Genomic DNA, 19653 nt, shown 5'->3' with positions numbered 1-19653 from the left:
CCCACCGCTCTGCCTGATGGCAACGTATCAGTCAGTTTGATAAGCCACGACGGCCGAGGCCACCAGGCATTCCTTGGCGCTTTTCCGGAGTTTCTTGATCAGCCGTTCCTGGCGCAGGGCTTCGCTCTTGTCGCGACAGGCTTCGGTGTAGACCAGCGCGATGGCCGGGCTGGAGAGGAAGAAGCGCGCGCCCTTGCCGCTCTGATGCTTGGCGAAACGCTTGACCGGGTCGTCGCTGATGCCGCAGTACAGGGCGCCGTTGGCGGCACGTACCAGGTAGACAAACCAGGGTTTGCTCACCACGGGTACAGATTCTGCGTCGTTGACGGGGGATGGGCTGGGGCGGGTCACGGTGATCGCGGCGTGTGGATAACAAGCCGCGATCTTACCAGAGGCGAAGATTCAGCGGCCGGCCTGGAAGGCTTTCAGGCCTTTGCGGGCCTGGGCGCGCACGGCGTTTTTCAGCAGCGGGGTCCAGCCGAGGACCAGGCCCTTGGTCCCCAGGGCCTGGCGGGCCCAGCGCCACATATTGAAATGATCGTGGTGCTCGCAGATCTTGCCGTCACGGAACACGAAACGCGCCTGGATATCGTTGACCACAGTATTGCCGGTCTGGCTGAACAGGTAAGTCGCCACCCAGTGGGCTTCGCCGCTGCGCTCGTCGGCGCGGACATTGTCGAAGACCAGGGAGAAGTCCTTGGCCCGGGTGGTGAGCATGCGCCACATGTCAGCGGCATCGCGGCCGCGCAGTTCGCCGAACGCCGGATCACTGAACAGCACATCCTCGGTGTAGCAGGCGGCCATGGCCTCGGCATCCAGGCGCTGGAAGGCGCTATAGAACTCAGTGATCAAGGCGCGGTGGGCGTCACTCATGAAACAGGCTCCGACTCGGGGAAAGATGCCTGCACGATAGTCTGCAAACCCGGGAAACACTATCGGCATTCGCCGCGCAAATACCGACAGTGGGTTGGCTCAGATTTTTTCGCTTTCGACCTGCACATAGAGCGAGCGCCCGGCCCCCAGGCCGGCGACTATGGCCCCCAGGCCGATCACCGCGAAAATCCAGCCCAGGGCCGTCCAGCCACCGGTCCAGTCGTGCACCAGGCCGACCGCGAACGGCCCCATGGAGGCCAGGGTGTAGCCAAAGCCCTGGGCCATGCTCGACAGATTGGCGGCCACATGGGCGTCCTTCGAACGCAGGACTATCAGGGTCAGCGCCAGGCTGAAAGTACCGCCCTGCCCCACGCCCAGCAGGATCGCCCAGCCCCACAGGCCATCGAGCGGGGCATACAGGCAGCCGAACAGGCCGCCGAGGGTAAGCAGCATCACGACTACGATCGCCAGGCGCTGGTCCTTGCCCCGCGTTGCCAGCCAGGGCGCGGCCAGCGAACTGGCGAGCTGGACGATCACCGAGCCGGACAGCACCAGCCCCGCCTGGGTCGGGCTCAGGCCGCGACCGATAAGGATCGACGGCAACCAGCCGAATACGATGTAGGCCAGCGAGGATTGCAGGCCCATATACAGCGTCACTTGCCAGGCCAGCGGGTCGCGCAGCAACCCGCGCACCCGATAGGCCACATGGTGCGCGCCCTGCCGCTTGCCGACCTGGGGCAGCCAGAACAGCGCCGCTACCAGCGCCGGCAGCACCCAGAAGCCGAGGCCCAGCGCCCAGCTGTTATCGAAGTGCTGGCTCAAGGGCACGGTCGCCCCCGCGGCCATCGCCGCGCCCAGGCACAGGGCCATGGTGTAGACGCCGGTCATGGTGCCCGCGTGTTTGGCGAAATCGCGCTTGACGATGCCCGGCAACAACACCCCGATCACGCCGATGCTGGCGCCACCGAGGATGCTGCCGGCGAACAGCCCGACATCCCCCAGGGAACTGCGCAGGATGATCCCGCCCGCCAGCGTCAGCAGGATGCCAAGCACCACGCGCTCGGCGCCGAAGCGCCGCGCCAGCACCGGGGCCAGGGGGGCGAACAGGCCCAGGCAGAGCACCGGCAAGGTGGTCAGCAGGCCGGCCTGGGCCGCCGACAGCCCGAGGCTGCGCGACACCTCGCTGAGCAGCGGTGCCATGCTCGACAGTGCCGGACGCAGGTTCAGCGCCACCAGGATCAGCCCCAGCAGCAACAGCCACGGGCGACTTGGGGCCGGGTGGCTCTGCTGGACCTCGGCATCGTCGGCTTCGGCGTCGATCAACAACTCTTCGAGCTCGGCCTCGCGTCGAGGGACAGCAATAGGTGGTGGGTTATTGGCCTGGTGGCTGGACATGGTGCTCTCGGTCTCAAGGTTCATTGATCAGCTGCCTGGAAATGGCCTTGGCCCGCTCCGGGTCGCGCTGCTCGACGGCGTCCAGCAGGTCGATGTGCAGATCGAACACCGCCTGGCGCCGGGGATGGATGTTCAGGGTCTGGCGCAGTTGCGCGCCGACCACGCTGGAGAAATAGCGGTACAGCTCGCTGAGGGTGGGATTATGCGCGGCGTCAACCAGGCGCCCGTGAAACACCAGGTCGCAGGCGATATAGCTCTCCAGATCGCCGTGATAGTGATCGCCACTGAGAGCCAGGGCTTCGCGCAACGCCAGCAGGTCCTGGTCGGTACGCCGCAGGGCCGCCAGGCCGATGGCCTCCGTCTCGATGATTTGCCGGGTTTCGCGCGCCTGCTCCAGGGAGCACTGGGACAGGGCCTTGAGGGTGTCCAGCGGATCGACCACCGCACGCAGGTAACTACCGTCGCCCTGGCGAATCTCCACCAGGCCGGAAAACGCCAGGACTCGCATGGCTTCGCGCACGGTATTGCGGCTGATGCCCAGCTCCGCCGCCAGCTCCGGCTCGGTCGGCAGGCGCTGGCCGATGCTCCATACACCGTCATTGATGCGCTGGCGCAGCTGTTCCAGGGCCTGATCGACCAGGGAACGTTTAATCAAAGGAGAATTTTCTGTCATGTGCTGTCGCCTTTTCATCCAATCATCGGATGAATTTTTTTGGCATATTAGTCAGCTTCGCATGGGTGAACAACAAAGCCGATGCATGCATGTAGCAAGCGGAAAGGAAATCCGATTGCTAAAAAAACCCTTTAAGGGTAATTTCATCTCGACTCCAGGTGTCTTATGGAAAAGCACACACCTCATTACGACCTGTCGGTGATCAAGGCGGATGTCGCCCGGCTGGGGGCAGCCGCCTTTACCCGGACCGCCCTGGTCAGCGGCCGACACCTCGGCCTGACCTGCCGGGACATGCAGCAGGTGATTGCCGGGCTGCAGGGGAAAATGCTCTACAAGTCGATGACCAGCTATCTCGATCATCGAATCTGGCAGGACGTGTATTACACGCACATCGATTCCGTGGAGCTGTACATCAAAGTCACTTACCGCCCCGGCGGCGGTCCCCCAGTGATCTCCTTCAAGGAGAAACACCCATGAAACAAAGACAATGCGTCAGCTGCGGTGCCCCGGCCGGCATGCAGCCGTTCAACAATCGCAGCGAGCTGATCGATTACAAGCACCTGCTGCGGCAAATCGACGGCCTGGATGGCTGGGAATGCCAGGCCTGTGGGGAAGTCGAATTCGACCCGACCAGCGCCGAACGCTACGCCAGCGCCGGCGACCAATTGCTGGAAGATTGCCGGCAGTTCATGGCCAGCGAGATGAAACGCATCCGCCGCAAGCTGCACCTCTCGCAGAAGGATGCGGTAAAGCTGCTCTCCGGCGGCGGGCACAACGCCTTCTCCCGCTACGAACGCGGCGAGGTCGCCCCGCCCCAGCCGCTGTTCATGTTGATGCGCCTGCTCGATCGTCATCCGCAGCTGATGGCCGACGTGCAGGCACTCAGCGAACAACAAGCGCCCGCGGCCGACAACGATCCGCACCAGGCACGCGTCGCGACGTCGTGAAATCCCAGGCAAAAATAAACCCGGCGCCAGGCCGGGTTCATTTTCAAGACGGTACCTGGATCAGTGCAGGATCTGGCTCAGGAACAGCTTGGTCCGCTCGTTCTGCGGGTTGTCGAAGAAGTCGTTAGGCGCGGCCTGTTCGACGATTTCCCCCTTGTCCATGAAGATCACCCGGTTGGCCACGGTGCGCGCAAAACCCATTTCGTGGGTCACGCAGAGCATGGTCATGCCGTCTTCGGCCAGACCGATCATGGTGTCCAGAACCTCTTTCACCATTTCTGGGTCGAGGGCCGACGTCGGCTCGTCGAACAGCATGATCTTCGGCTTCATGCACAGCGCCCGGGCAATTGCCACGCGCTGCTGCTGACCGCCGGAGAGCTGGCCCGGGTACTTGTTCGCCTGCTCCGGAATGCGTACGCGCTCCAGGTAATGCATGGCGATTTCCTCGGCCTTGCGCTTGGGCATCTTGCGCACCCACATCGGCGCCAGGGTGCAGTTCTGCAGGATGGTCAGGTGCGGGAACAGGTTGAAGTGCTGGAACACCATGCCGACTTCACGGCGGATCGCCTCGATCTGCTTGAGGTCGTTGGTCAGTTCCACACCATCGACCACGATGCGGCCCTGCTGGTGTTCTTCCAGGCGGTTCAGGCAGCGGATGGTGGTGGACTTGCCCGAGCCCGAAGGCCCGCACAGGACGATGCGCTCGCCCTGCTTGACGTTGAGGTTGATGTCCTTGAGCACGTGGAACTGGCCGTACCACTTGTTCACGCCCTGCATCTGAATAATGCCTTCAGGGCTCACAGGCTTTTTGATCGCTTCACTCATGGAGATACTCCTAACGCTTGTGGCCTGTGTCCAACTTACGCTCCAGATGCATGGAGTAGCGGGACATACCAAAACAGAAAATCCAGAACACCAGGGCCGCGAAGACATAGCCTTCGGTGGCCATGCCCAGCCATTTCGGGTCGGCGGCGGCTTGTTTCACGCTGTTGAGCAGGTCGAACAGGCCGATGATGATCACCAGGCTAGTGTCCTTGAACAGGGCGATGAAGGTGTTGACGATGCCGGGGATCACCAGCTTCAGGGCTTGCGGCAGGATCACCAGGCCCATGCTGCGCCAGTAGCCCAGGCCCATGGCCGCGGCCGCTTCGTACTGCCCCTTGGGAATCGCCTGCAACCCGCCGCGCACCACTTCGGCGATGTAGGCCGACTGGAACAGGATCACCCCGATCAGCGCCCGCAGCAGCTTGTCGAAGTTCATGCCTTCGGGCAGGAACAGCGGCAGCATCACCGAGGACATGAACAGCACGGTGATCAGCGGCACGCCACGCCAGAACTCGATGAAGGTCACGCAGACCACACGAATCGCCGGCATGTTCGAGCGTCGCCCCAAGGCCAGCACGATGCCCAGCGGCAAGGCGCCGGCGACGCCGACGGTGGCGATCACCAGGGTCAGCATCAGGCCGCCCCACTGGCTGGTGGCAACGTTGGCCATGCCAAACAGGCCGCCATGCAGCAGGAAGTAGGCAATGATCGGGTACAGCACCAGGAAGCTCAGGCCATAAATGGCCTTGTGCGGAACCCGGGCGATGAACAAGGGCGCCACGCCAATCACCGCCAGCCACACGGTCAGGTCCACGCGCCAGCGCAGGTCCGCCGGGTAGTAGCCGTACATGAACTGGCCGAAGCGCTGCTGGATGAACACCCAGCAGGCGCCCTCCTTGGTGCAGTCGGCGCGGGTGGTGCCCACCCAGTTGGCGTCGAAAATCGCCCAGCTGAGGATCGGCGGCACCACCAGGTAGATCAGGTAGAAGGCAAACAGGGTCAGCAGGGTGTTGATCCAGCTGGAGAACATGTGTGCCCGCATCCACGCCACGATCCCGATGCTGCTGCTCGGCGGTGGCATGTCGGGTTTGAAAGTATGAGTGCTCATGCGCGTTTCCTCACCGCTCGATCAGCGCAATGCGCTTGTTGTACCAGTTCATCAGCAGGGAAATGCTGATGCTGATCGCCAGGTACACGCTCATGGTGATGGCAATGACTTCGATGGCCTGGCCGGTCTGGTTGAGCACGGTACCGGCGAACAGCGAAACCATTTCCGGATAACCGATACCGGCCGCCAGGGACGAGTTCTTCGCCAGGTTCAGGTATTGGCTGGTCAGCGGCGGAATGATCACCCGCAGGGCTTGCGGGATGATCACCTTGCGCAGGGTCGGACCGTTGCGCAGGCCGAGGGAACGGGCCGCCTCGGTCTGGCCGTGGCTCACCGACTTGATCCCCGAACGCACGATCTCAGCGATGAACGCCGCGGTGTAGACGGTCAGGGCCAGGGTCAGGGCCAGCAGTTCCGGGATCAGCACCCAGCCACCGACGAAGTTGAAGCCCTTGAGCTCGGGCATTTCCCAATGCAGCGGGGCGCCGAACACCAGCGCGCACAGCGCCGGGATCACCAGGAACAGCGCCAGGCCGGTCCAGAACTTGTGGAACGGTACGCCGGTGTCTTCGAAGCGCTTGTTGGCCCAGCGGCACATCAGCACGATGGCGACAATCGCCACCACCAGGCTGATCACGAACGCCCAGAAGCCGTCGGCCACCAGTGCCGCCGGCATGTTCAGGCCACGGCTGCTGACGAAGAAGGTGTCGCCGAAGTTGTGGCTGTTGCGCGGCCCCGGCATGGTCAGGAACACCGCGAAATACCAGAACAGGATTTGCAGCAGCGGCGGAATGTTGCGGAACACTTCCACATACACGGTCGCCAGTTTGCTGATGATCCAGTTCTGCGACAGGCGCGCCACACCGACGATGAAACCGAGGATGGTCGCCAGGATCACGCCGATGAACGTCACCAGCAGGGTGTTGAGCAGGCCGATCACGAACACCCGGGCATAGCTGTCCGCTTCGGTGTAGGAGATCAGGTGCTGAGCGATGCCGAAGCCGGCGCTGCGCTCGAGAAAGTCGAAGCCGGAGGTAATCCCCCGGTGCTGAAGGTTGGTTTGCGTGTTATCGAACAAGTACCAGCCAAGCGAGATCACGGCCACAACGGTGATGATCTGGAATAGCCACGCACGCACTCGTGGATCGCTGAGACTGAGCCTCTGCTTAGGTGCGCCGATTGAGTTTTGCATGAAGTGCCCCGGAAATAATGGAACAAGAACATCACCCGGCGGTTGGCCCGCCGGGCGATAGAACCATCAGCGCACTGGTGGTGCGTATTGAATGCCGCCGTTGTTCCATAGCGCGTTCAGGCCGCGATCGATCTCCAGCGGAGTGCTCTTGCCGAGGTTCTTCTCGAACACTTCGCCGTAGTTGCCGACTTGCTTGACGATCTGTACCACCCAGTCCTTGCGCAGCTTCAGGTCCTTGCCGTATTCGCCGTCGGCACCCAGCAGACGCGCAACGTCAGGGTTCTTGGTGGACTTGGCTTCGGCTTCGACGTTCTTCGACGTGATGCCGGCCTCTTCGGCGTTGAGCATGGCGTAGCCCGTCCAGCGGATGATGGCCAGCCACTCGTCGTCGCCGTTACGCACGACCGGGCCCAGCGGTTCCTTGGAAATGGTTTCCGGCAGAACCACATAGTCCTTCGGCGAAGCCAGCTTGCTGCGCTGGGCGAACAGCTGGGACTTGTCGGAGGTCAGCACGTCGCAACGCCCGGACTCCAGCGACTTGGCGCTTTCATCGGAGGTGTCGAAGGTGATCGGGGTGTATTTCAGGCCGTTGCCGCGGAAGTAGTCGGACACGTTCAGCTCGGTGGTGGTGCCGGCCTGGATGCAGATGGTCGCGCCGTCCAGTTCCTTGGCGCTCTTGACGCCCAGCTTGTTGTTCACCAGGAAACCGATGCCGTCGTAGTAGGTGATGAAGCCCGGGAATTTCAGGCCCATGCCCGCGTCGCGGGAACTGGTCATGGTGGTGTTGCGCGACAGGATGTCGATTTCGCCCGATTGCAGCGCGGTGAAACGCTCCTTGGCGTTCAACTGGCTGAATTTCACTTTGGTCGCGTCGCCGAATACCGCGGCGGCCACGGCGCGGCAGATATCGGCGTCGATGCCGAGGATCTTGCCGGTGGCGTCCGGTACCGAGAAGCCCGGCAGACCGTCGCTCACACCGCACTGCACAAAGCCTTTCTTCTGCACCGCATCCAGGGTCGCACCCGCCTGCGCGAAGCCGCTCATACCCAGTACCGCGGCGGCCGTGACCACAGCCAGGGTGGATTTCAACATCTTCATTCAAACCTCCAGTTTTGCTCTTGTTGTGTCGGAGCTTGAGTCCTGCCGCACCCTTATGAGGCACTGTTGACCCGTGTTGGCTTTTTATAGGGTCAAGCGGCGTAGGACTTTAGCTATGAGTCTAGTAGGAGAAAATCCATTTAAGAGAAAACCCATACTCACCAAGCGACCGAACGGGCTGTAGCCCTTGCATGTTCGCGAAGCCCGTAGCGGCCACTGGCGAACGTCCATCATCGGATCTTTGCTATCCCACACCCGCCAGTAGCCTGATAGTGTTACCGGCAGGGTGAACGCAATCACTTCACGCAACGGCTATAGCAAAGCCCGTACCAGAGTGCCGGCTAAAGCGGTTCAGCCCGGGGTCAAGAGCAAAACTTGCAGCCTTGCGACATCTTCTTCACTGATCAACCGACCGCGCACCTCGATCACGCACCGCTTGGGCGCGTGCGCACATATTTGGAGCAACCATGACCGAGCCCTTGATTCTTCAGCCCAGCAAGCCCGTCGATGCCTGTGTGATCTGGCTCCATGGCCTGGGCGCCGACCGCTACGACTTCCTGCCGGTGGCCGAAGCGCTGCAGGAAAGCCTGTTGACCACCCGCTTCGTCCTGCCCCAGGCACCGACCCGCGCCGTGACCATCAATGGCGGTTATGCCATGCCCAGCTGGTACGACATTCTGGCCATGAGCCCGGCGCGCGCGATCAACCGCGAACAGCTGGACGAGTCGGCCAAACGCCTGAGCGACCTGATCGAAGAACAGCGCGCCAGCGGAATAGACCCTTCGCGGATTTTCCTCGCCGGTTTTTCCCAGGGTGGCGCGGTCGTCCTGCACACCGCCTTCCTTAAATGGCAGGGCCCGCTGGGTGGCGTGCTTGCCCTCTCCACCTATGCCCCGACCTTCAGCGATGAACTGGAACTGTCGGCCAGCCAGCAGCGGATTCCGACCCTGTGCCTGCACGGCCAGTACGACGAAGTGGTGCAGAACGCCATGGGCCGCACCGCCTACGAGTACCTGAAACACCATGGTGTCACCGTGACATGGCAGGAATACCCAATGGGCCACGAAGTGTTACCCGAAGAAATTCGCGATATCGGCGCCTGGCTCGGCGAGCGTTTGCGCTGAATCGATAAGTTAGGTAGCCCGTTGAGCAATCCACTACGCCGCGCCCGATTCTTGCATTACACTGCCCGGCGTACATTCCTTAACCAATTGATGAGATGACCGTGCTCAAAGCACTCAAGAAAATCTTCGGTAAAAGCGAGGCTGAGCAGCTCGCGCCAGGCTCCAGCCCATCTTCCTCCAGCCCCAGCAGCCGTACCGACGGCCATCAGCCGGAACGGACCGCGCCCGCCTCCGTGGCCAGGCAAGAGCCGGTGGCCCCAGCCGCCCCGACGGCCCAGACCGCGCCGCGCAGCGACAAACCCAAGGCCGAACAGCCGCGCCGCCCACGCGCGCCGAAACCACCGGTGAGCACCTGGAACCTGGAAGACTTCGTCGTCGAACCGCAGGAAGGCAAGACCCGCTTCCACGACTTCAAACTCGCGCCGGAACTGATGCACGCGATCCACGACCTGGGTTTCCCCTACTGCACGCCGATCCAGGCGCAGGTACTGGGGTTCACCCTGGCCGGCAAAGACGCCATCGGCCGCGCCCAGACCGGTACCGGCAAGACCGCCGCGTTCCTGATCTCGATCATCACCCAGCTGCTGCAGACCCCACCGCCGAAAGAGCGCTACATGGGCGAGCCGCGGGCGCTGATCATCGCGCCGACCCGCGAACTGGTGGTACAGATCGCCAAGGATGCGGCCAGCCTGACCAAATATACCGGTCTCAACGTGATGACCTTTGTCGGCGGCATGGACTTCGACAAACAGCTCAAGCACCTCGAAGCCCGGCATTGCGACATTCTGGTGGCCACCCCGGGCCGCCTGCTGGACTTCAACCAGCGCGGCGACGTGCACCTGGACATGGTCGAAGTGATGGTGCTGGACGAAGCCGACCGCATGCTCGACATGGGCTTCATCCCCCAGGTACGCCAGATCATTCGCCAGACCCCGCCGAAAAGCGAACGCCAGACCCTGCTGTTCTCCGCCACCTTCACCGACGACGTGATGAACCTGGCCAAGCAATGGACCACCGACCCGGCGATCGTCGAGATCGAAGCCGAGAACGTGGCCAACGCCAACGTCGAACAGCATATCTACGCGGTGGCCGGCGCCGACAAGTACAAGCTGCTGTACAACCTGGTCAACGACAACGGCTGGGAACGGGTCATGGTCTTCGCCAACCGCAAGGATGAAGTGCGGCGCATCGAGGAACGCCTGGTACGCGACGGCGTGAACGCCGCCCAGTTGTCCGGCGACGTGCCGCAGCACAAGCGCATCAAGACCCTGGAAGGCTTCCGCGAAGGCAAGATCCGCGTGCTGGTGGCCACCGATGTCGCCGGGCGTGGCATCCACATCGACGGCATCAGCCACGTGATCAACTTCACCCTGCCGGAAGTGCCGGATGACTACGTGCACCGTATCGGCCGCACTGGCCGGGCGGGCGCCGACGGCGTGTCCATCAGCTTCGCCGGCGAGGACGACTCCTATCAGTTGCCGTCGATCGAAGCGCTGCTGGGTCGCAAGATCAGCTGCGAAATGCCGCCGACCGAGCTGCTGCGCCCCGTGGAGCGCAAACGCCCGAAAGCCTGAGCAGCATCGTTGTAGGAGCGAAGCTTGCTCGCGATGAACGATAACGCGCAGTGTCAGCAATGACGCCTCGCGGGCAAGCCTCGCTCCTACAGATACAAGCCTGCCCGCAAAAAAACGCAGCCCGACCACAGGCTGCGTTTTTTTTTCGCCTGGATATTGCCCGACAAAACTAAAAGTCCATAATGGACAAATTAGTTTATTTCTTGGGAGCACCCGCATGTCCAGCACGCCTTGCGTGATTACCCAGCCTCAAGCCCGCCGGTTGCTGGCGCAGGTCGACGTGCCGCAGATCCTGCGCAAGCTGTTCCACGACCTGGCCGCCGGGCTTGCCGTGCAGCCGGCGCAGCAACTGGTGGAGTTTCCCCAGGGCGCCGGGGACTTTATCAACTACCTGGGCGTGCTGGCCGAAGAGCGGGTCTACGGGGTCAAGACCTCGCCCTATATCGTCCGCGCCGAAGGTCCGCTGGTCACCGCCTGGACCCTGCTGATGTCCATGGACAGCGGTCAGCCGCTGCTGCTCTGTGACGCTGGCGAACTGACCACCGCGCGCACCGCGGCCACCACCGCCGTGGCCGTCGACGCCCTGGCGCCGGCCGACGCCAGGCACCTGGCGATCATCGGCAGCGGCCCCGTGGCCCAGGCCCACCTGCATTACGTGAAAGCCCTGCGCGAGTGGCAATCCATCCGCCTGTACTCCCCTGGCCTGGCCGGAAAATCCGCCGAGGACATCGCGCGCCTGAAGGCCCTCGACCCGCGCCTGCAGGTCGCCAGCCAGCTCGATGACGCCCTGCAGGACGCCGACGTCATCATGCTCTGCACCTCCTCCGCCGGCCCGGTGATCGACCCGCGCACCTTGCGCAAGCCGGCGCTGATCACCTCCATCAGCACCAACGCGCCACGGGCCCATGAAGTGCCACCCGCCGCGCTGAAGGACATGCAGGTGTATTGCGACTATCGTCAGACCACCCCCGGCTCGGCCGGCGAGATGCTGATCGCCGGCGAACGGCATGGCTGGGACAAGGCGGCGATTCTCGGCGACCTGCCCGAACTGCTCAGCGACCTGGCGCAACGACCGGAGCCGGGGCGCCACGTGTTCTTCCGCTCCATCGGCCTGGGCCTGGAAGACATCGCCCTGGCCAATGCGCTGTACCGCTTGCAGTGCACTCACTAAATACCAATGGAACACCAGCTGGCTCGCGATCGACGGCCCCGAGCGAACCACTGTGACAGGCTCAGGATCGATCGCGGGCAAGCCTCGCTCCTACAGACGCGCGTTATCCCCTTTTTTGGAGGCTCGAATGACCCAGGCAGACTTCATCATCATCGGCGGCGGCATTGCCGGTGCCTCCACCGGCTACTGGCTGTCGCGCCATGGCCGGGTGCTGGTGCTGGAACGCGAATCGCATCCGGCCTACCACTCCACCGGGCGCTCCGCGGCGCTCTATACCGCCGCCTATGGCACACCCCAGGTACGCGCCCTGACCCTGGCCAGCCGGGACTTTTTCGATGCCCCGCCGCAAGGGTTCTGCGAGCACCCGCTGCTGACCCCGCGCGGCGAAATGACCGTGGACTTCACCGGCGACCCCAGCGAGCTGAACAACCAGTACCTGAGCGCCAAGGCCACGGTGCCGGAAATGCAGCTGCTGAGCGCCGACGAAGCCTGCGCGCGCCTGCCGATCCTGCGTCGCGAGAAGGTCCACGGCGCCCTCTACGACCCAAGCGCCAGCGACATCGACACCGACGCCCTGCACCAGGGTTACCTGCGCGGTATCCGGCGCAACCAGGGTGAGGTGCGTACCGACTGTGAAGTGCTGGGGCTGAGCCGCGACGAACAAGGCCAATGGCAGGTACAGACTGCCGGCCAGACCTTCAGCGCGCCCATCCTGATCAACGCCGCCGGCGCCTGGGCCGACCAGGTCGGCGCCATGGCCGGCGCCCGGCCCCTGGGCCTGCAGCCGAAACGCCGCGCAGCCTTTATCTTCGCCGGCCCCGAAGGCGTCGATATCCACCATTGGCCGATGCTGGTGAGCCTCGACGAATCCTTCTACATGAAGCCCGACGCCGGCATGTTCCTCGGCTCGCCGGCCAACGCCGACCCGGTGGAGCCCCACGACGTACAGCCGGAAGAGCTGGACATCGCCATGGGCATCTACCAGATCGAAGAGGCCACCACCCTGACCATTCGCCGCCCGACCCGCACCTGGGCCGGCCTGCGCAGCTTCGTCAGCGACGGCGACCTGCTGGCCGGCTTCGACACCCAGGTACCGGGCCTGTTCTGGGTCGCCGCGCAAGGCGGCTACGGCATCCAGACCTCGCCAGCCATGGGCCAGGCCAGCGCTGCCCTGGTGCGTGGCGAAGCCTTGCCGGAGCAACTGGCGCGCTTTGGCCTGGACGCCGCCATGCTCTCCCCCGCCCGCCTCGGCTGACCCCGCTCAGTGACGTGCCCCAACGATTGCGGCACACTCGCAGCGCCCTGCCTCGCAGGGCGCTGACACCGCCTGGAGAACCACCCATGACCTCACCCGCGCAGGACCCTGCCCTGGATAACTTCCGGGCGATCGCCGATGCCATCGCCACGCTGTTCTTCCCCCATGCCGAGGTGGTCATCCACGATCTGCGCACGCAGAAGATCGACTACATCGCCAACAACATCTCCAAGCGCGAAGTGGGCGACGACTCCGCCCTCGAAGACATGCTCGGCGAGGATGCCAATGAGCGGAATATCGGCCCCTACGAAAAGCTCAACTGGGACGGCCAGAAGATCCGCAGCCTCAGCAGCGTGCTGCGCGACGGCAGCGGCCAGCCGCTGGCGGTGCTGTGCATCAACCTGAATATTTCGCTGTTCGAGAATGCCAAGGCAGCGCTGGACCTGTTCCTCTCGCCGAGCAAACTGATCCCGCAACCGGACTCGCTGTTTCGCGACGACTGGCAGGAGCGCATCAACACCTTCCTGCACAACTGGCTGCGCGAACGGCAGCTGGGCCTGAACCTGCTGACCCGCGAACACAAGCGCGAACTGGTGCTGGCGCTGCACGCCGAAGGCGCGTTCAAGGGCAAAAGCGCCGCCAACTATGTGGCCAATGTGCTGAACATGGGGCGGGCGACGGTGTACAAGCACCTGAAGGAATTGAAGGGCTGACAGCCTCTAAAAGCATCGCGGGCAAGCCTCGCTCCTACAAAACCGCAGGAGCGAGGCTTGCCCGCGATGGCGTCCTCACGAACGCCACACGACATCAGTCGCCGTAGATGTCGGACTTGAAGTACTTCTCGGAAATCTTCTGATATTCGCCACTGGCGCGAATGCCATCGATGGCGCTATTCAACTGGCCGACCAGCTCGGCATTGCCCTTGCGCACCGCGATCCCCGCGCCCTCGCCCACGTATTTCGGGTCCTTCAGTTCCGGCCCGACAAACGCATAGCCCTTGCCGCGCGGCATCGACAGGAAGTCATTCAGCGGAATGGTGTCCGCGAAAATAGCATCGAGGCGCCCGGCCGCCAGATCCATGTAGATCTCTTCGTTGTTGCTGTAGCGCTTGACGTTGATGCCCTTGGGCTCGAACACCTCGGTGGCGTAGCGGTCAGTGGTGGTCGCCCGTTGCACACCGACGTTCTTGCCCTTGAGACTGGCGTATTGGTCATCGACCGTGGCGCCTTCCTTCATCACCAGCCGCGAGGAAGTGAAGTAGTACTTGTGGGTGAAGTCGACCGACTTCTTGCGGTCTTCGTTGATGGTCATCGACGACAGCGCCATGTCGATCTTCTTCACTTTCAAGGAGGGAATCAGGCCGTCGAATTCACCCTCGACCCATAGGCACTTGACCTGCATCTGCGCGCACAGGGCATTGCCGATGTCGTAGTCGAAACCGACGATCTCGCCCTTGTCGGTTTTCGAGGCGAACGGCGGATAAGCCGCCTCGATGCCGATGCGCAGGGTTTTCTCGGCGGCGAACAGGCTGCTGCACGCCAACAGGCTCAGGGCCAGGCCACTGATGAGGGGGAGTTTCTTCATATTCGTTCTCTCGCGGGTTGTTGTTGGTTTGGCAAGACAGAAGAAAGGAGTGAAACAGTGGAGCCTTGTTTGTACTTGTAAATCCATACTGGACTTTTACGTATATTTCGTCAACGCAGCGGACGCAGGTCAGCCGGCCTTTGGTCGAGAGACAGAAATGGAAAAAAGCAGAGAAATAGGGGCGTAGTCGAGGGCGCCATCGCGGGCAATCGAGCGTCGACCGGCTGCTCCTACAGAAGCCATGCAATCCTCTGTAGGAGCGAGGCTTGCCCGCGATGAGGACTTGCGGTCAATACGGATGAATCAGGCAATCATTCTTTCCAACGGTCCGCCGCCGCATGATCGCTGTCGCGACCTTCCACCCAGCGCGGGCCATCGGCGGTGGTTTCCTTTTTCCAGAACGGTGCGCGGGTTTTCAGGTAGTCCATGACAAAGGCACAGGCGTCGAACGCCGCCTGGCGGTGGGCGCTGGCGGCGCCGACGAAGACGATCGGCTCGCCCGGCTCCAGCGCGCCGATGCGATGCAGCACTTCCAGCTTGAGCAGCGGCCAGCGCTGTTCGGCCTCGGCGGCGATCTTGCCGAGGGCCTTTTTGGTCATGCCCGGGTAATGCTCGAGAAACATCCCGGCCACATCCAGGCCATCGTTGAAATCACGCACGTAGCCGACAAAGCTCACCACTGCGCCGACGCCGACATTCGCCGCATGCATGGCGTTGACTTCCGCCCCCGGATCGAAGGCGCCCGATTGCACACGAATCGCCATGTCAGCCCCCGGTCACGGTAGGAAAAAACGCCACTTCGTCGCCGTCGCTCACTGGCTCGTCGAGCTGGCACAGGTCTTCGTTGCGGGCGCACATCAGGTTCTGCTCGCTGAGCACCTCGGCGCCCTCGCGTTGGGCCAGCAGGGCGCGCACATCGTCGACCGTGGCGAAATCGCCGGCGACCCGCAGCGAATCCACGCCCAGCGCCTCGCGATAGCGGGCGAAAAACTTCACGGTCAGGTTCATTGCTCACCCGCCTGGTAATGACCGCTCTTGCCGCCCAGCTTCTCCAGCAAGCGCACGCCTTCGATGGTCATGCCGCGGTCCACGGCCTTGCACATGTCATAGATGGTCAGCGCGGCGACGCTGGCGGCGGTCAGGGCTTCCATTTCCACCCCGGTCTGCCCGGCCAGCTTGCAGCGAGCAACGATACGCACACTGTCCTCGCCTTCGGCGCTGAGCTCGACCTTGACGCTGGTAAGCATCAGCGGATGGCACAGGGGGATCAGATCGCTGGTCTTTTTCGCCGCCTGGATGCCGGCGATGCGCGCCACGGCGAACACATCACCCTTGGGGTGACCGCCGCTGACGATCATTTGCAGGGTTTGCGGGAGCATGCGCACCCGGGCTTCGGCCGTGGCTTCGCGGGACGTCACGGCTTTGTCGGTGACGTCGACCATATTGGCGCGACCTTGGGAATCGAGATGAGTCAGCACAGCCTTACTCCTGATCAGGAAAGGCGATTGTAAACCCGAGGGTCAAATTTCCGCACGTTTGATTACGCGATCCTTGTAGCCGCTGGCGCAGGCTGCGATCGGCCGCGTAGCGGACGTGATCCGGACTTCCCCAGGGTTACCGGTGAAACGCAACAAGTCCTCTGGCGTCTGCTGCGCAGCCAATCGCGGCCTGCGGCAGCGGCTACAGAAGATTTCATCCAGGCACAAAAAAACGGGCGGCCTCGCGGCCGCCCGTCTGGTGAGGGTTACAGATGGGATTCGGCGTATTCGGCCAGAATCGAGCGTGGCACCCCTTGCAGGGTGATGTGCACCCCGTTGGGGAAGTCCTTGAAGCGTTCAGTGAGGTAGGTCAGCCCGGAGCTGGTCGCGGACAGGTAGGGGGTATCGATCTGCGCCAGGTTGCCCAGGCACACCACTTTGGAACCGGCGCCGGCACGGGTGATGATGGTTTTCATCTGGTGCGGGGTGAGGTTCTGGCATTCGTCGATCAGGATCAGGCTCTGCTGGAAGCTGCGGCCACGAATGTAGTTGAGGGATTTGAACTGCAGCGGCACCTTGCTGAGGATGTAGTCGACGCTGCCATGGGTGCTTTCGTCATCCATGTGCAGGGCTTCGAGGTTGTCGGTGATGGCGCCGAGCCAGGGCTCCATCTTTTCCGCTTCGGTGCCCGGCAGGAAGCCGATCTCCTGGTCCAGCCCCTGCACGCTGCGGGTGGCGATGATGCGCCGATAACGCTTGCTGACCATGGTCTGCTCGATGGCCGCGGCCAGGGCCAGGATGGTCTTGCCTGAACCGGCAGCCCCGGACAGGTTGACCAGATGGATGTCCGGATCGAGCAGGGCGAACAGCGCCAGGCCTTGATAGATGTCGCGCGGTTTCAGGCCCCAGGCTTCCTGGTGCAACAGGGGTTCCTGATGCAGGTCGAGAATCAGCAGCACGTCGGCGCGAATCTCCTTGATCCAGCCGACGAAACCCTGTTCGTCGATGATGAACTCGTTGATGTGCACCGCCGGCAGGTTGTCGGTGAGTTGCACCTGGTGCCAGGTGCGGCCGTGATCCTGGCGGGTTTCCACCTTGCTCACACGGTCCCAGAAGGAACCGGTCATGTTGTGGAAGCCGTTGGGCAGCAAGGCCACGTCGTCGACCAGCTGGTCGGTGCTGTAGTCCTCGGCGGCGATCCCACAGGCGCGCGCCTTGAGGCGCATGTTGATGTCTTTGGTCACCAGCACCACGCGCAGCTCCTTGTCGCGCGCGTGCAGGTCGATCAACTGGTTGATGATGATGTTGTCGTTGAGGTTTTCCGGCAGCAGGCTGTTGGGCTCGGAGCGTTTGCTCATGAGGATCGACAGCAGGCCTTTGGGGCCACTCTTGCCACGCTGGATAGGCACACCCAGCTCGACGTCTTCAGGCGAAGCCTCACCCAGGGTCTTGTCGATCAGGCGAATGGCCTGGCGGCATTCCGCTGCAACGCTGTGATGGCCGCTCTTGAGCTTGTCGAGTTCCTCCAGGACGATCATCGGGATCGCCACATGGTGTTCTTCGAAGTTCAGCAGGGCGTTTGGATCGTGAATCAATACATTGGTATCGAGTACATAAAGGATTGGCTGGTTGGAGGAAGGGCTACGTCCGTGGTCATCCATACTCGGTCACCTTATGTGGGGGCCAGTCGACGCAATACCATGGCGGTGCTGCGCCTCGAATTGACCGTCGAATTCACCCGCAGGGGTTCGAGTGAAGTGCACACAAAAGGAGTCTTGGGAGACGCCACCTGTGTTGCAGGTTTCGGCGGTCTGACTTCGTAATACTCCAAAACCTGTGACAGGAAAAAGCACTTTGACGCTTTTTTTAAGTTTATTTTGCAGAGTGACGAATAGCCCTTGGCGCGCTGCCCCGGCACCGTTAAAGTCGGAAGTCCGCCTGCCTCGAAATCCTGGCCAAAATCGGCAAAAACCTCCTCTCCCCCCGTAAATACGGACCTTTCGTCGTTTCTAGCGAAACGCGTCCTGACAATCCTCCCAACCGATTCCGCTCTGCGCCGTCTGCGTCAGCAACCAGGGCAATGCCGTCTTCACCGCGTCCTGCCGGGCGTTGAAATTGATCACCCCGTGCCGCCACAACAGCATCAGGGTCAGCACCCGCTGGCCGCTCTGCTCGCCCTTGAGCTTGCCGGCGCCGTCCTGCGGGTCGATGTCCCACAGCGCCACCTGCAAACCCTGTGCATTAAAGAAGGCCTGCGCATCCGCCCGGCGCTGGCCGTAGGGCGGGCGAAACAGCGGCACGTAGTTTTCCGGCAGCTTGCCCTTGGCCAGCTCGACGCTGCGCTCGATCGAATCCTGCCAGTCCTGCCAATGGCTGTGGGAACGATACTCCCAGCCCAGCACACCCACGCACTGCTGCGAATACAGGGCCTGCAGGCTGGCCACCGAACGCTGCTCCAGGCGGCTCTGCAACTCGCTGCCAAGCACGAAGAAGGTGCCGTTCATGTTCGACTTGCGCAGGTATTCGGTCAGCCACGGGGTGTTGTCCGGGGCGAGATTGGCAGCGCTGTCGAAGGTCAGCAAGAACAGCCGGTCATTGAGCTCGTCGCCATTGCGCTCGTAGTTGCCAAAACGCTCGATCTCGCTGGCGCTCTGGGGAAACAGCGCGGCCTTGCGCAGCAGTTCGTCCAGATACTGTTCATGGAAGGTCCGGCTCGGTTCGGCCCAGCGGGCGTAATAGGAGTCGTCGCCCAACTGGAACTTGCCGGCCTGCTCGCGCAGGGTGTCCATGTCTTCCACCAGGAAACAGAAGGAAGCGTCCTGGTCGCAGCTCTGCTGGGCGAAGTTGTAGTTGGTCAGCAATTGCCGCCAGAGCCGCTGGCGGACGGCATCGATCGACGCCATGTTGATAATCCGCAGGCCCAGGCGCTGCTTCAACGAAGCTTCATCCCAGGCCTCGCTGTCCAGCAGGGCGCGGGCGAAGGTGAGGATCTCCGCCCGCGACGCCACGTCGAACAGGGTCGGGTTGCCGAGTTGTTCCGGCCAGGTGCTGCGATCCAGGGTCGCCACCTCGTTCGGCGCCGCCAGGGCGCCGAAACTCAACAGCCAGATCGAAAGAAAAAACGCGCTGCGCAAAGGGATGTCTCCATAACAAAACCCGCGCGGCACTATAGCCGATGCCGGCCTCTCGGCCCTATTGCCTAGGCCGCTCCCCTTCCCTTTATAGAGAGCGGACACGCGCCTCCCTGCAGCAGACCATCGCCGACCAACGGACGACCGGCGGCATGCCCTATTGCCTTCATAGGTGGAGTCAAAGCGCCCAAGCCCCTAGAATCCCCCGACGCTTACAGGAGACGA

The 19653-nt window shown here is 62.7% G+C and carries 21 protein-coding genes; 7 read left to right on the top strand and 14 right to left on the bottom strand.

The features are described from left to right. Positions 1-27: 27 nt before the first annotated feature. From CXQ81_RS07685 to CXQ81_RS07670, 4 genes are all read right to left on the bottom strand, one after another. Complete coding sequence (locus tag CXQ81_RS07685) at positions 28-351, bottom strand: GIY-YIG nuclease family protein (protein ID WP_101336907.1); 324 nt, start codon at positions 349-351, stop codon at positions 28-30. Between the two features lie 51 nt (positions 352-402). Further along, positions 403-873: a nuclear transport factor 2 family protein gene (locus CXQ81_RS07680; protein ID WP_101336906.1), complete on the bottom strand. Its 471-nt coding sequence runs from the start codon at positions 871-873 to the stop codon at positions 403-405. A gap of 99 nt (positions 874-972) precedes the next feature. Continuing rightward, on the bottom strand, positions 973-2292 hold the full coding sequence (locus CXQ81_RS07675) for a CynX/NimT family MFS transporter (protein ID WP_101336905.1): 1320 nt from the start codon (positions 2290-2292) through the stop codon (positions 973-975). Continuing rightward, positions 2282-2941, bottom strand: a complete 660-nt coding sequence (locus tag CXQ81_RS07670) for a FadR/GntR family transcriptional regulator (RefSeq protein WP_007932122.1) — start codon at positions 2939-2941, stop codon at positions 2282-2284. The genes CXQ81_RS07675 and CXQ81_RS07670 overlap by 11 nt, the downstream gene beginning before the upstream one ends. 165 nt (positions 2942-3106) lie before the next feature. Between CXQ81_RS07670 and CXQ81_RS07665 the strand changes: the two genes are divergently transcribed. Next, on the top strand, positions 3107-3418 hold the full coding sequence (locus CXQ81_RS07665; protein WP_009042289.1) for a type II toxin-antitoxin system MqsR family toxin: 312 nt from the start codon (positions 3107-3109) through the stop codon (positions 3416-3418). After that, entirely contained in the window at positions 3415-3888 is a 474-nt protein-coding gene (locus tag CXQ81_RS07660; protein WP_101336904.1) for a type II toxin-antitoxin system MqsA family antitoxin, read from the top strand. Before CXQ81_RS07665 ends, CXQ81_RS07660 begins: the two co-directional genes overlap by 4 nt. Before the next feature lie 60 nt (positions 3889-3948). On the opposite strand, the gene CXQ81_RS07655 is transcribed toward CXQ81_RS07660, so the two are convergent. From CXQ81_RS07655 to CXQ81_RS07640, 4 genes are all read right to left on the bottom strand, one after another. After that, a complete protein-coding gene (locus tag CXQ81_RS07655; RefSeq protein WP_007932116.1) occupies positions 3949-4713 on the bottom strand; it encodes an amino acid ABC transporter ATP-binding protein in 765 nt (254 codons plus the stop codon). Between the two features lie 10 nt (positions 4714-4723). Further along, on the bottom strand, positions 4724-5821 hold the full coding sequence (locus CXQ81_RS07650) for an amino acid ABC transporter permease (RefSeq protein WP_101336903.1): 1098 nt from the start codon (positions 5819-5821) through the stop codon (positions 4724-4726). 10 nt (positions 5822-5831) lie between these two features. Next, the gene (locus CXQ81_RS07645) at positions 5832-7013 is read right to left on the bottom strand and encodes an amino acid ABC transporter permease (RefSeq protein ID WP_101336902.1); all 1182 of its coding nucleotides are present in this window, start codon (positions 7011-7013) and stop codon (positions 5832-5834) included. A 66-nt stretch (positions 7014-7079) separates the two neighbouring features. After that, on the bottom strand, positions 7080-8111 hold the full coding sequence (locus CXQ81_RS07640) for an amino acid ABC transporter substrate-binding protein (RefSeq protein ID WP_007932108.1): 1032 nt from the start codon (positions 8109-8111) through the stop codon (positions 7080-7082). A 467-nt stretch (positions 8112-8578) separates the two neighbouring features. On the opposite strand from CXQ81_RS07640, the gene CXQ81_RS07635 reads away from it, so the two are divergent. From CXQ81_RS07635 to CXQ81_RS07615, 5 genes are all read left to right on the top strand, one after another. Then, complete coding sequence (locus CXQ81_RS07635; protein ID WP_087091316.1) at positions 8579-9235, top strand: alpha/beta hydrolase; 657 nt, start codon at positions 8579-8581, stop codon at positions 9233-9235. Between the two features lie 95 nt (positions 9236-9330). Further along, positions 9331-10809 carry an ATP-dependent RNA helicase RhlB gene (rhlB, locus tag CXQ81_RS07630; protein WP_101336901.1) on the top strand — a complete coding sequence of 493 codons (1479 nt, stop codon included), beginning with the start codon at positions 9331-9333 and terminating at the stop codon, positions 10807-10809. A gap of 217 nt (positions 10810-11026) precedes the next feature. Further along, a complete protein-coding gene (locus tag CXQ81_RS07625; RefSeq protein ID WP_101336900.1) occupies positions 11027-11980 on the top strand; it encodes an ornithine cyclodeaminase family protein in 954 nt (317 codons plus the stop codon). A 127-nt stretch (positions 11981-12107) separates the two neighbouring features. After that, on the top strand, positions 12108-13235 hold the full coding sequence (locus CXQ81_RS07620) for an FAD-binding oxidoreductase (protein ID WP_101336899.1): 1128 nt from the start codon (positions 12108-12110) through the stop codon (positions 13233-13235). Between the two features lie 86 nt (positions 13236-13321). Continuing rightward, positions 13322-13948, top strand: a complete 627-nt coding sequence (locus CXQ81_RS07615; RefSeq protein WP_101336898.1) for a transcriptional regulator — start codon at positions 13322-13324, stop codon at positions 13946-13948. A gap of 94 nt (positions 13949-14042) precedes the next feature. Here CXQ81_RS07615 and CXQ81_RS07610 read toward each other — a convergent pair whose 3' ends face one another. The 6 genes from CXQ81_RS07610 to CXQ81_RS07585 form a co-directional block, all read right to left on the bottom strand. Next, positions 14043-14819: an ABC transporter substrate-binding protein gene (locus CXQ81_RS07610; protein WP_101336897.1), complete on the bottom strand. Its 777-nt coding sequence runs from the start codon at positions 14817-14819 to the stop codon at positions 14043-14045. A 311-nt stretch (positions 14820-15130) separates the two neighbouring features. Beyond that, complete coding sequence (moaE, locus tag CXQ81_RS07605; RefSeq protein WP_101336896.1) at positions 15131-15583, bottom strand: molybdopterin synthase catalytic subunit MoaE; 453 nt, start codon at positions 15581-15583, stop codon at positions 15131-15133. 1 nt (position 15584) lies between these two features. Further along, on the bottom strand, positions 15585-15827 hold the full coding sequence (moaD, locus tag CXQ81_RS07600; RefSeq protein ID WP_007932097.1) for a molybdopterin converting factor subunit 1: 243 nt from the start codon (positions 15825-15827) through the stop codon (positions 15585-15587). Continuing rightward, positions 15824-16297, bottom strand: a complete 474-nt coding sequence (gene moaC, locus CXQ81_RS07595) for a cyclic pyranopterin monophosphate synthase MoaC (protein WP_007932096.1) — start codon at positions 16295-16297, stop codon at positions 15824-15826. Before moaC ends, moaD begins: the two co-directional genes overlap by 4 nt. A gap of 266 nt (positions 16298-16563) precedes the next feature. Further along, a complete protein-coding gene (locus tag CXQ81_RS07590) occupies positions 16564-17958 on the bottom strand; it encodes a PhoH family protein (protein ID WP_007929389.1) in 1395 nt (464 codons plus the stop codon). A gap of 348 nt (positions 17959-18306) precedes the next feature. Next, entirely contained in the window at positions 18307-19431 is a 1125-nt protein-coding gene (locus tag CXQ81_RS07585; protein WP_101336895.1) for a polysaccharide deacetylase family protein, read from the bottom strand. Positions 19432-19653 lie beyond the last annotated feature (222 nt).

Origin of the sequence: Pseudomonas sp. 09C 129 (genome assembly GCF_002843625.1) — a bacterium.
Classification (GTDB): domain Bacteria; phylum Pseudomonadota; class Gammaproteobacteria; order Pseudomonadales; family Pseudomonadaceae; genus Aquipseudomonas; species Aquipseudomonas chlororaphis.
Note: the sequence above shows the minus strand (reverse complement) of the source record. Positions and strands in the feature narration are given on the sequence as shown.

Coding starts and splice junctions, on each gene's coding strand:
- CXQ81_RS07660 (WP_101336904.1), top strand. CDS start 3,415: ATGAAACAAAGACAATGCGTCAGCTGCGGTGCCCCGGCCGGCATGCAG.
- CXQ81_RS07670 (WP_007932122.1), bottom strand. CDS start 2,941: ATGACAGAAAATTCTCCTTTGATTAAACGTTCCCTGGTCGATCAGGCC.
- CXQ81_RS07645 (WP_101336902.1), bottom strand. CDS start 7,013: ATGCAAAACTCAATCGGCGCACCTAAGCAGAGGCTCAGTCTCAGCGAT.
- CXQ81_RS07680 (WP_101336906.1), bottom strand. CDS start 873: ATGAGTGACGCCCACCGCGCCTTGATCACTGAGTTCTATAGCGCCTTC.
- CXQ81_RS07625 (WP_101336900.1), top strand. CDS start 11,027: ATGTCCAGCACGCCTTGCGTGATTACCCAGCCTCAAGCCCGCCGGTTG.
- CXQ81_RS07650 (WP_101336903.1), bottom strand. CDS start 5,821: ATGAGCACTCATACTTTCAAACCCGACATGCCACCGCCGAGCAGCAGC.
- CXQ81_RS07610 (WP_101336897.1), bottom strand. CDS start 14,819: ATGAAGAAACTCCCCCTCATCAGTGGCCTGGCCCTGAGCCTGTTGGCG.
- CXQ81_RS07640 (WP_007932108.1), bottom strand. CDS start 8,111: ATGAAGATGTTGAAATCCACCCTGGCTGTGGTCACGGCCGCCGCGGTA.
- CXQ81_RS07590 (WP_007929389.1), bottom strand. CDS start 17,958: ATGGATGACCACGGACGTAGCCCTTCCTCCAACCAGCCAATCCTTTAT.
- CXQ81_RS07665 (WP_009042289.1), top strand. CDS start 3,107: ATGGAAAAGCACACACCTCATTACGACCTGTCGGTGATCAAGGCGGAT.
- CXQ81_RS07620 (WP_101336899.1), top strand. CDS start 12,108: ATGACCCAGGCAGACTTCATCATCATCGGCGGCGGCATTGCCGGTGCC.
- CXQ81_RS07655 (WP_007932116.1), bottom strand. CDS start 4,713: ATGAGTGAAGCGATCAAAAAGCCTGTGAGCCCTGAAGGCATTATTCAG.
- rhlB (WP_101336901.1), top strand. CDS start 9,331: ATGACCGTGCTCAAAGCACTCAAGAAAATCTTCGGTAAAAGCGAGGCT.
- CXQ81_RS07635 (WP_087091316.1), top strand. CDS start 8,579: ATGACCGAGCCCTTGATTCTTCAGCCCAGCAAGCCCGTCGATGCCTGT.
- CXQ81_RS07675 (WP_101336905.1), bottom strand. CDS start 2,292: ATGAACCTTGAGACCGAGAGCACCATGTCCAGCCACCAGGCCAATAAC.
- CXQ81_RS07615 (WP_101336898.1), top strand. CDS start 13,322: ATGACCTCACCCGCGCAGGACCCTGCCCTGGATAACTTCCGGGCGATC.
- moaD (WP_007932097.1), bottom strand. CDS start 15,827: ATGAACCTGACCGTGAAGTTTTTCGCCCGCTATCGCGAGGCGCTGGGC.
- moaE (WP_101336896.1), bottom strand. CDS start 15,583: ATGGCGATTCGTGTGCAATCGGGCGCCTTCGATCCGGGGGCGGAAGTC.